Here is a 10,657-nt window from a genome sequence, read left to right as displayed (position 1 = left end):
GCGTCGTCAGCCCTTCGCGGGGCGCAGGTTGAGCAGGATGCTCATGGAGTCGATCCCGCCGGCCCAGGGCGCGGGCTGCGCGTACGGGTTCTTCGCGGTCGGCCAGCCGGTCCAGTTCCTGCTGTTGTACTCGCTGGAGACACCGATGGTGATCAGCGGTGCGGCAGGCACGTCGTCGACCATCATTCCCTCGAGCTCGGCGGAGATCTTCTTGATCTCGGCCTGGTCGCCCGTCTCGCCCAGCTCCTTGATGAGCGCGTCGGCCTTCGTGCTCTTGTAGTGGCCGTAGTTGGTCCACACGCCCGCGTTTCCGCTCCAGAGCATGTCCTTGAAGTAGTTGTACGGGGTGGAGTAGTAGACCGCGCCGCCGATCAGGACGTCGAAGTCGCCCTTCTTGCGCTTGACGTCGAGCTGCGAGGCGTCGGTCGGCTTGACCGACACGTTCACACCTGCCTTCTCCAGCTGGCTGGCCACGACCTTGTCGAACTGGACGGCGTCACCCCAGGTGGAGACCTCGATGATGGTGAAGGCGAGCTGCTTGCCGCTGCCGTCGACCAGCTTGCCGTTCTTCCTCGTGTAACCGGCCTTCTCGAACTCGGCCAGGGACTTGGCGAGTTCGGCCTTCGGCTGCTCGGCGTCCTTGTACTTGGCGTCGATCCACTTGCCCTGGGTCCTGGAGTCCAGGCCGGTCAGGTTGAGCGTGTTGAACATGCCCGGGTTGGTGATGCCGAGCAGCTGGGTGCGGTCGACAGCCAGGGAGAGGGCGCGGCGTACATGCACATCGGTGAACGGTTTCTTCTTGTGGTTGAAGAACATGTACTGCCCGCCGTAGGTGGGGTACCAGGCGTGGTGGTTCTTCGGGTCCTTGGAGATGTACTGCTTCTGCACGTCGGGCACGACCCCGCCGCTCCACTCCAGCTCCCCGCTGAGCAGCTTGGGCACCTCGGCGGCCTGGGTGATGACGGGCGCCTTGACCGTCTTGACCGGGATGTCCTTCTGCTTCCAGTAGTTGGCACGGGCCTGGAAGGTGAGCTGCTGGGCGCTGTACTGCCCGAGCTTGTAGGGGCCCGAGCCGACCGGGTTCGGGTTGGTGTACGTCTTGCCGTTCCTGCCCTGCCACTCCTTCTTCGGTACGGGGGTGATCCCGCCGATGGAGTCGAGCTTCGAGTAGGCGGGCTTGTCGAAGGTGATCTCGAGCGTGTGGTCGTCGGCTGCCGTCGCCTTCTTGTAGTCGAAGGCCCAGCTCGGGGGCAGCTTGTTGTCCCGTACGTAGTCCATGGTGAAGACCACGTCGGCGGCGGTGAGCTGGGAGCCGTCCGACCAGTTGGCGCGCTTGTCGAGGTCGATGGTGATCTTCTTGCCGCCGTCGGACCAGGTGTACTTGGTGCCGAGCCACGGCTTGAACTCGCCGCCCTTGAGGATGTTGAAGTCGAAGAGGGCCTCGTACTGGAAGCCGAAGGTGCCCTGCGACGCGGTCAGGGAGAACGGGTTGAAGTTCCGGGTGATGGTGGTACCCGAGAAGCCCAGGTTCGCGGTGAGGGACGAGGCGCCCGCCCCTCCGGACGCCGTGGGCGTGGCCGAGCAGCCGGTCGCGGCGAGCGCGAGGGCGAGTGCCCCGAGGGTGCCGGTTCTGATCCCGTGGGTGCGGAACCGGGTCGTGGGGGTGGTGGCGTTCGTGCGCTTCATGGGATTCATGGGGACCTGAAACCTCCGGGACGAGGGGTCGACATCGTTGTCCGAGCGGCGTGCGTGTGGGGGGCGGCGCAGACGGTGGGTCCGGTTCAGGGCGCGGCGGCGGTGCTGCCGCGCTGTTCGAGATGGGGCAGTTCGTCTTCCACACGCAGGGCCGGTCCGCCGTCGAGCAGGGCGAGCAGTTCCTCAGCTGCCCGCCGGCCGAAGGCTGTCGTGTCGCGGACGAGCGCGGTCAGCGAGGGGTGCGCGGTGCGGCACAGGACGGAGTCGTCCCAGGCCACGATGGAGAGCCGGTCCGGCACGGGGATGCCGCGCCCGGCGGCGACGGCGAGCCCGGCGACGGCCAGGACGTCGTTGTCGTAGACGATCGCCGTCGGCGGGGCGTCGGACGCGAGGACGCGGCGTGTGACCTCGGCGCCCTCGGTGTCCGAGTAGTCCGTGGTGATCGACCGGACGTCGGTGAGGCCGCGCCGCTCCGCCTCGGTGCGCAGCGACTGGATGCGGCGTCGGGTGTGGGCGAGTTCGGGCAGGCCCGCGATGTGCACGATCCTGCGGTGTCCGAGGCCGTGCAGATGGCTCACGATGGACGCCATGGCGCGGGCGTCGTCGGCCCACAGGTTGGAGATGCCGGGGTGTCCGGTGCCGTCGTCGCCGGGCGGCAGGGAGCCGATGACGACGGCCGGCAGGCCGAGTTCGTCCAGGAGCGGCGGCCGGGGGTCGTCCGCGCGCGGGTCGACGACGAGGACGCCGTCCACGCGGCGCTCGGCCCACCAGCGCCGGTAGGCGTCGCACTCCGCGGACAGGTCCTCGACGACCTGGAACAGCAGACCGAGGCGGCGCCTGGCGAGGACCTCCTGGATGCCGGAGACGAGCTGGAGGAAGAACGACTCGACGCCGAGCGTGCTGGCCGGGCGGGCCAGCACGAGGCCGACCGTGGCCGCGCCCTCGCCCGACAGGGCGCGCGCCGCCGCGCTCGGCCGCCAGCCCAGCTGGTCGGCGACACGGCGGACCCGGTCCCGGGTGGCTTCCGAGACGCCGGGCCTGCCGTTGAGCGCGAAGGAGACGGCGCTCTCGGACACGCCCGAGCGCAGCGCGATGTCCTTGATGGTGGGGCGTCTGGCGGGGGTACGCCGCATGGCTTGGCTCCTGGATCCGCTTCGCCGGACGGTTCGCACGGCTGGCTAAAGCGCTTGAGTTCGGTGGAGACTAAAGCGCTAAAGCCGCCCCGGCAAGAGGGCTCGTAAAAATCTTCTGGAACTGCGCAAAGGGTGGATGCGAGCAAGGAGTTGAGGGCAGACTGCCCGGGATTCGATTCCGATAGCCGGGAGTCCGCGATGCGTTTCGGCGCCAACTACACGCCCAGCCAGGGGTGGTTCCACCACTGGCTCGACTTCGACCTCGACGCCGTGCGCGCCGACCTGGACGCGATCGCCGCGCTGGGCCTCGACCATGTGCGCGTGTTCCCGCTGTGGCCCGTCTTCCAGCCCAATCGCTCCCTGATCAGACCGCGGGCGGTCGAGCAGCTGGTGGCGCTCGCGGACGCGGCCGGCGAGCGCGGCCTCGATGTCAACGTGGACGGGCTCCAGGGGCACCTGTCGAGTTTCGACTTCCTGCCCGCGTGGACGCGGACCTGGCACCGCCGCAATATCTTCACCGATCCGGACGTCGTCTCGGCCCAGGAGGACTATCTCCGGACGCTCGCCTCCGCGCTCGCCGACCGGCCGAACTTCCTGGGAATGACGATCGGCAACGAGATCGCGCAGTTCGCCGCGGGCCCTCCGCATCCGGACCCGGACCGCATCACCCCCGAGCAGGCCGGGAGTTGGCTGGAGCGGGTGCTCGCCGCGTGCGAGGAGGGGGCGCCGGGGCTGCCGCATCTGCACGCCGAGTACGACGCATCCTGGTACCAGGACGACCAGCCGTTCACCCCGGCGCACGCGGCGCGGCTCGGCGCGATGACGGCGGTGCACTCGTGGGTGTTCAACGGCACGGCGCAGCGCCACGGCCGCAGCGGCCCGGCGACGTCCGGCCATGCCGCGTATCTGGTCGAGCTGTCGAAGGCGTGGGCGCTCGACCCACGGCGGCCGGTGTGGCTCCAGGAGGTGGGCGCCCCGCAGCCGCTGATCCCGGCCGAGTACGCGGCCGAGTTCACGGAGGCCACCGTCGAGGCCGCCCTGGACTGCCCGGATCTGTGGGGCGTCACCTGGTGGTGCTCGCACGACGTCAGCCGCGACCTCGCCGATTTCCCCGAACTCGAGTACTCGCTGGGCCTGTTGACGAACGACGGCGACGTGAAACCGGCCGGCAAGTCCGTGTCCGCGATCGCCGCCCAGTGGCGGGGGCGCGAGCACGCGCCGGCTCCGCGCACGACGGCCCTGGTCGTGGACACGGGCGACGAGGACCGGGCCCCGCACCGCTCGGTGTGCGCACCGGGCGGGCCCGTCTTCGAGGCGTTCACGCGTCTGACGGCGGACGGGGCGCGTCCGACAACGGTCCTGGCGGGCCTCGCGGACGACGCGGGGCATCTCGCGGCGCGCGGGATCACCGAGGTCGTGACGGTTGACAACGTTGCCTGATCCCCGCATCCGCCCCTGAACCCGTCCCCGCCCCACCGGAGTTGACACATGGCTGACGACCACTCCCCCGCGCTCCCGTGCATGCACGGCTACGACGCCGCCGCACTCAAGGGCTGGAGCCCCGGGACCGACCGCTGGGCGCGCCACTTCCGCTCGCGCGTCCCGCTCGCGCCGCGCATCCCCCCGTTCCCCGCCACACAGGCGCACCCGGACCTGGCGACGGGCCCGCAGCTGATGAACCTGACCTACGACTACGACGACGCCTTCTTCACGGCCCGCAAGTACGGCGACGCGTTCGCGCGCCGCCTGCTGCGCTTTTGGCAGTACTCCGACTTCTACGGCTCCTGGCACGGGCTGCCCGTCGACGGCTCACCCGCGGAAGACCCCGCGCACGGCCTGGTCAACCTGCCCAACCCCGCCTACACCGACGCGGCCCATCGCAACGGCGTGCGCAGCCTGGGCTGCTGGTTCTGGCCGCGTTCCGGGGACTTCGAGGACTATCTGGAGCAGCGCCCCGACGGCTCGTTCCCCGTGGCCGACAAGCTGATCGAGATGGCCGCGTACTTCGGCTTCGACGGCTACTTCGTCAACCACGAGGCCGAGACACCACCCGGCCAGGCGGCGCGCCTTTACGGCCTGCTGCGCTCACTGAGGGAGCGCGCCCCGGAGGGATTCCACCTCCAGTGGTACGACACGATCACACCGGACGGACACCTCGACTATCTCAACCACCTCAACGCGGACAACGCCCCCTGGCTCGACGTCTCCGACAGCTTCTTCGCGAACTACTGGATGACACCTGAGGGCGTGGAGACGTCCCGTGCGACGGCCCTGAAGCTGGGCCGCGACCCCTACGCGACGGTCTTCCACGGCACGGAGAACGAGCAGTTCGGCTTCGACCCCGAATACGATCCGCGGCTGCTGTTCCCGCCGGGCGAAGCGGCGCGCACGAGCTGGGCGCTGTTCGGCTCGCACTTCGTGAAGGAGCTGGCCCCTCGCCACGACGATCCGGACGCCCAGGGCGAGGTGTTCCGGCGCGAGCGCCGCTACTGGTCGGGGCCGCACGAGGACCCCACCCGCAGCGGCCGTCTCCTCCCTCACGGCCGACAGACGCCACGCGACCGGGACGACCACCGGGCGTGGGACGGCGTGGCCCACCACATCACCGAGCGGTCCGTCATCGGTTCGCTCCCGTTCGTCACCCGCTTCAACACCGGTCACGGACGCGCCTTCTTCCTCGACGGACGGCGGGCCTCGGACGCTGACTGGCACAACGCCTCTGTTCAGGACGTGCTGCCGACCTGGCAGTTCTGGACGCGGGCAGAGGGTACGGGCGCACAAGGTACGGGCGCCGAGGGCACGGGCCCGGAGAGTGCGGGCGCCCCTCTGTCGGTCGACTTCGACCACGACCTTGCGTACGACGGCGGGTCCTCGCTGCTCATCTCCGGTCCGCTCGGGCCGGACGGCGCGACGACGGTGCGCCTCTACAAGACGGCGCTGGCTGTCACCGGGTCCGAGCGCCTCGCCGTGACCGCCCACGGCACGGACGGCGCGGATCTGGAGGTGGGGCTGCTGTTCCAGGACGCGCCCGACGCCTTCACCTGGCTCGCGGCCGGGTCGGCGGCGGGCTGGCACACGACAACGCACGGCCTCGGCCCCTTCCGGGGACGGACGATCGCGGCCGTCGGCCTGCGCGTGTCGTCCCGTAGGCCGACCCGCTGCGCGATACGGATCGGTGAACTCGCCCTGCTCGGACCCGAGTTCGCAGCACCCGCCCCGCCCGAGGACTTCACGGTCGACGACGTGCTCACGGACGGGGAGACGGCCCATGTCTTCCTGTCCTGGCACCTCGCCGGGCACGGGGTCCACCACTACGACCTGCTGCGCGACGACGACGGGAGCTGGCTCGGCCGGATCTACGACGACGTGTACTGCGTGAGCCTTCCCTCGCCCGCCACGTCGGAGACCGTCACGCAGCTGCGGCTCGTGGCGGTCGCGCCGGACGGGTCCCGGAGCGCGCCCGCGACAACGGACGTCCACTGGCCCCGATGACCGCACATTGAGCTGCCGACTGATGCGCCAGTCAGCAGCTCAATTCGCCTACTGATCTGTATTGATGTGTGGCCACGTGTTGAGATCTGCTCAACACGTGGTTAGAGTCGTCGGCCGTGGAGCACGAAGACGAGAACCGAGACGAGGTCGCCGCCCGGGTGCGGGAGGTGATCACCGCCGCCGGGGTGAGCCAGCGCGAGTTCGCCCGGCGGATCGTCATGGACCCCTCCAAGCTGTCCCGGTCCCTGAGCGGCACGCGCCGCTTCACGGCGGCCGAGCTGGCCCGGATCGCCGACGAGGGGCAGGTGGACGCGGGCCGGCTGCTCGGCGCGCGGCACCGGCCCCCGGCCCGCCCGGCGAACACCGCCGTCCCGGTCGAGGGCGGCCGCCCCTCGCAGATCGTGCGCGAGACGGTCCGCCTGATCGCCGAGCGCGGCTTCCACGCCGTACGGGTCTCCGACATCGCCGAGGCCTGCGCGACCAGCACGGCCGCCATCCACTACCACTTCCCCGGCCGCGCGGAACTCCTCGAGGCGGCCGTGCGGTGGTGCATGGACGAGGACACCGCCCACCGGGCGGCGCGCATTGCCGACGCGGCGGACCCGGCCGACGAGCTGCGCCAGCTCATCGCGCTCCAGACACCGCGCACCGCACAGCAGCGCAGGCAGTGGGCGGTGTGGCTGGACCTGTGGGCCGAGGCGGCCCGCTCCACGGCGGTCGGCGACCTGCACGCCGAGTACTACCGGCAGTGGCGCGAGACCGTCGCCGACGTGGTGCGGCGCGGTGTCGCGCGGGGTTCGTTCAGGCCCGTCGACCCGGAGACGGCGGCGCTCGCGCTCACCGCCCTGATCGACGGCCTGGCCACCCAGGTGCTCGCCACGGCTCCCGGCACCGACGCCGAAGCGATGCACACGGCGCTGCTCACGTACGTCGACAGCACCCTGACCGCGCCCGCCCCCCAATGAACTGACTCTCCCTCACATCCCCCTGCCCCCAACGGCCTTCGGGCCCAAGGAGCGATGTCCGCATGCCCATGAACCAGGACGTCATCATCACCTGCGCCCTCACCGGCGCCGGCGACACCGTCCGCAAGAGCCCCCACGTACCGGTCACCCCCGAGCAGATAGCCCGCTCCGCGGTGGAGGCGGCGGACGCGGGCGCCGCCGAGGTCCACATCCACGTACGCGACCCCGAGACCGGAGCGCCCTCGCGCGACCCGCGGCTGTACCGCGAGGTCGTCGAGCGGATCAAGGAGACCGGTACCGACGTCGTCATCAACCTCACCGCCGGGATGGGCGGCGACCTGGTCATCGACCCGGACGAGCCGCTCAAGCAGCTGCCCGGGACCGACCTCGTCGGCGGCCTCGAAAGGCTCCCGCACGTCGAGGACCTGCTCCCCGACATCTGCACCCTGGACTGCGGCTCCCTCAACTTCGGCGACGGCAGCAACCTCTACGTCTCCACCCCGGACATGCTCCGCGCGGGCGCCCGGCGCATTCAGGAGCTGGGAGTACGGCCCGAGTTGGAGATCTTCGACACGGGTCACCTCTGGTTCGCCAAGCAGTTGCTCGCCGAGGGCCTGCTCGACGACCCGACCGTCTTCCAGCTCTGCATGGGCATCCCGTGGGGCGCGCCGGCCGACCCGGGCGTACTCCAGTCGATGGTCAACATGCTGCCTGAGGGCGCCCAGTGGGCGAGCTTCGCGCTGGGCCGCATGCAGATGCCGTGGGTCGCGCAGTCCGTCGTACTCGGCGGCCACGTCCGCGTGGGACTGGAGGACAACCTCTACCTCGGCAAGGGCGTCAAGGCCACCAACGCGCAGCTCGTCGAGCGCGCCGTGACGATCGTCGAGGCGATGGGCGCCCGCGTCGCCACCCCGGACGAGGCCCGTCAGAAGCTCGGCCTCAAGCCCCGCACCCCGTCCGTCGCCCAGGAAGGAACCGCCTGATCATGACCTCGACCGAACCCGAGAACGTACGCCGCGTCGCCTGTGTGGGCGCCGGGGTGATCGGCGGCGGCTGGGTCGCCCACTTCCTGGCTCGCGGCTACGACGTCACGGCCTGGGACCCGGCGCCGGATGCGGAGCTGCGGCTGCGCCGTCTCGTCGACGCCGCGTGGCCCGCGCTCACCCAGCTGGGCCTCGCGGACGGTGCGTCCACGGACCGCCTCACGGTGACGGCCACCCTCGAAGAGGCCGTGGCGGACACCGAGTTCGTCCAGGAGAGCGCCCCGGAGAAGCTGGACCTCAAGCGCGACCTGCTGGCCCGCCTGGACGCCGCCACGCCGCCCGGAGTCGTCATCGCCTCGTCCACGTCGGGCTATCCGATGACGGACATGCAGACGGACGCGGAGGGTGCGGGCCGCCTCGTCGTGGGGCACCCGTTCAACCCGCCGTACCTCATCCCACTGGTCGAGGTGGTCGGCGGTGAGCGGACCTCGGCCGAGGCGGTGGCGTGGGCCTCCCGCTTCTACGAGGTGGCGGGGAAGTCCGTCATCACCATGGACCGCGAGGTGCCCGGCTTCATCGCCAACCGCCTCCAGGAAGCACTGTGGCGCGAGGCCCTGCACATGGTCGCCAACGGCGAGGCCACGGTGAAGGAGATCGACGACTCCATCACCGAGGGACCTGGCCTGCGCTGGGCCTTCATGGGCCCGATGCTGACGTTCGCACTCGCGGGCGGCGAGGGCGGCATGGCGCACATGCTGGACCACTTCGGCCCCTCGCTGAAGTCGCCGTGGACCCGCCTCGAAGCCCCCGAGCTCGACAAGGCGCTGTACGACTCCGTGGTCGCCGGCTGCGACGACGCGGCGGCCGGGCGGACCATCGCCGACCTCGTGGCCGAGCGCGACCAGGGCGTCATCGACGTACTGCGAGCGACGGGCCGCCTGCCGGGCGCGCGAAAGGAGGCAGGCAAGTGACACCGCTGCCCCTGCTGCACAGCACCGTCCGCACCGAGTGGATCGACTACAACGGCCATATGAGCGAGGCGTTCTACGTCCTCGTCTTCGGGCACGCCACCGACGCGCTGATGATCGAGACGGGCCTGCACTCCGGGTACCGCGAGTCCACCGGCTGCTCCCTCTACACGGTCGAGTCCCACCTGCGCTATCTGCGCGACGTCCCGGAGGGAGCGACACTCGCCGTCCGCAGCCGGGTCCTGGGCGCCGCCGCCAAGAAGGCCCGCTTCACCCACGAGATGTACATCGTCGCGGCCCCCGGCGCGGAACCGGCCGAGGACGCGCAGCCGGTCGCCACGACGGAGCTGCTCGCGGTGCATGTCGACCAGAAGGCGGGGCGCGCGGCGCCGTTCCCCGACGAGGTCCGCGAGCGCTTCACCGAGCTGACCGAGCCGCCGCCCGAGTGGGCGGGAAGGTCGATCGCGGTGGTGTAGGTCCGCGGTTCACTCATGACGGTGCCCGGCCTCCGGAGCGGGGCCGGGCACCGTCACCGCTGCCGCGGTGCCGCGGATCCTCGGGGCGCGGCGCACCCGCCGGCCTATGAGGATGCCGGCGAGGACCAGGAGCAGGCCGCAGACCTGGCGCGCGGTGAGCGACTCCCCCGCGACCAGCGTGCCCAGGAGTACCCCGGTCACCGGGTTGAGCAGCCCGACGAGTCCGACCGTCGCGGCGGGCAGGTGGCGCAGGCCCGCGAACCAGGCGGCGAACGCGAGCGCCGTCGCCACGACGGTGACGTAGCCGAAGCCCAGGACGGCCGGCGCGTCGAGCGACGGCGGCGCCCCCTCCACCATCACGGCGAACGGCAGCAGCAGGAGGCCTCCGGCGATCAGCTGCCAGGACGTCGACGCGAGCACGTCGGACGCGTGGCTCCAGCGCTTGGCGAGGATGTAGCCGAGGGACGACATGCCCATCGCCGCGACGGAGGCGAGCACTCCGAGAGGGGCGGCCGACGCGGCCCCGGTCAGCAGCATCAGACAGACGCCGGCGATCCCGACGGCGGCGCCCACGAGGTGCGCCGGGCTGGGCCGTTCGGCGAGTAGCGCCCAGGCGATGGCCATCATGACCACCGGGGACGTCGCCATGATCGTCGAGGCGGTGCTCGTCGGCAGGAGTTGCGCCGCGACGTAGACCAGGGCGAAGAAGGCGCCCATGTTGAGGGCGCCGAGGACGAGGGACTTCCACCACCACGATCCGCGGGGCAGCTCGCGCCGGACCGCCAGGAGCAGCAGCCCGGCCGGGAGGGCTCTGAGCACCGCCCCGTAGAGCGGGTTCCCCGCGGGCAGGTAGGCGTGGGTGACGAAGTAGGTCGTTCCCCATGCCACGGGCGCGATCGCCGTGACCATCGTCCATCGCAGAGTAGCTTCCATGGAAGACATTAT

9 protein-coding genes are annotated in these 10,657 nt (G+C 70.9%); 6 read left to right on the top strand and 3 right to left on the bottom strand.

Features of this window, described 5'->3' with window-relative positions:
- Positions 1 to 6: 6 nt before the first annotated feature.
- Entirely contained in the window at positions 7 to 1,686 is a 1,680-nt protein-coding gene (locus CG723_RS09785) for an ABC transporter substrate-binding protein (RefSeq protein WP_159032424.1), read from the bottom strand.
- Positions 1,687 to 1,781: 95 nt separating this feature from the next.
- Entirely contained in the window at positions 1,782 to 2,828 is a 1,047-nt protein-coding gene (locus CG723_RS09780; protein WP_100592884.1) for a LacI family DNA-binding transcriptional regulator, read from the bottom strand.
- Positions 2,829 to 3,026: 198 nt separating this feature from the next.
- Between CG723_RS09780 and CG723_RS09775 the strand changes: the two genes are divergently transcribed.
- The 6 genes from CG723_RS09775 to CG723_RS09750 all read left to right on the top strand — a co-directional run bounded on the left by CG723_RS09775 (position 3,027) and on the right by CG723_RS09750 (position 9,712).
- Entirely contained in the window at positions 3,027 to 4,268 is a 1,242-nt protein-coding gene (locus CG723_RS09775) for a glycoside hydrolase 5 family protein (RefSeq protein WP_100592883.1), read from the top strand.
- A gap of 48 nt (positions 4,269 to 4,316) precedes the next feature.
- Positions 4,317 to 6,320, top strand: coding sequence for an endo-beta-N-acetylglucosaminidase (locus CG723_RS09770; protein WP_100592882.1), 2,004 nt, complete (start codon positions 4,317 to 4,319; stop codon positions 6,318 to 6,320).
- A gap of 116 nt (positions 6,321 to 6,436) precedes the next feature.
- A complete protein-coding gene (locus tag CG723_RS09765; RefSeq protein ID WP_100592881.1) occupies positions 6,437 to 7,285 on the top strand; it encodes a TetR/AcrR family transcriptional regulator in 849 nt (282 codons plus the stop codon).
- Between the two features lie 62 nt (positions 7,286 to 7,347).
- Complete coding sequence (locus CG723_RS09760) at positions 7,348 to 8,268, top strand: 3-keto-5-aminohexanoate cleavage protein (RefSeq protein ID WP_100592880.1); 921 nt, start codon at positions 7,348 to 7,350, stop codon at positions 8,266 to 8,268.
- A gap of 2 nt (positions 8,269 to 8,270) precedes the next feature.
- Positions 8,271 to 9,239, top strand: a complete 969-nt coding sequence (locus tag CG723_RS09755) for a 3-hydroxyacyl-CoA dehydrogenase NAD-binding domain-containing protein (RefSeq protein ID WP_100592879.1) — start codon at positions 8,271 to 8,273, stop codon at positions 9,237 to 9,239.
- Positions 9,236 to 9,712: a thioesterase family protein gene (locus CG723_RS09750; protein WP_100592878.1), complete on the top strand. Its 477-nt coding sequence runs from the start codon at positions 9,236 to 9,238 to the stop codon at positions 9,710 to 9,712. The genes CG723_RS09755 and CG723_RS09750 overlap by 4 nt, the downstream gene beginning before the upstream one ends.
- 9 nt (positions 9,713 to 9,721) lie before the next feature.
- Here CG723_RS09750 and CG723_RS09745 read toward each other — a convergent pair whose 3' ends face one another.
- Positions 9,722 to 10,645: an EamA family transporter gene (locus CG723_RS09745; RefSeq protein WP_100592877.1), complete on the bottom strand. Its 924-nt coding sequence runs from the start codon at positions 10,643 to 10,645 to the stop codon at positions 9,722 to 9,724.
- Between the last annotated feature and the right edge of the window lie 12 nt (positions 10,646 to 10,657).

Source organism: Streptomyces sp. CB01635, from assembly GCF_002803065.1.
In the GTDB taxonomy this organism is placed as follows: Bacteria; Actinomycetota; Actinomycetes; order Streptomycetales; family Streptomycetaceae; genus Streptomyces.
This window is presented reverse-complemented; position numbering and strand designations above follow the sequence as displayed.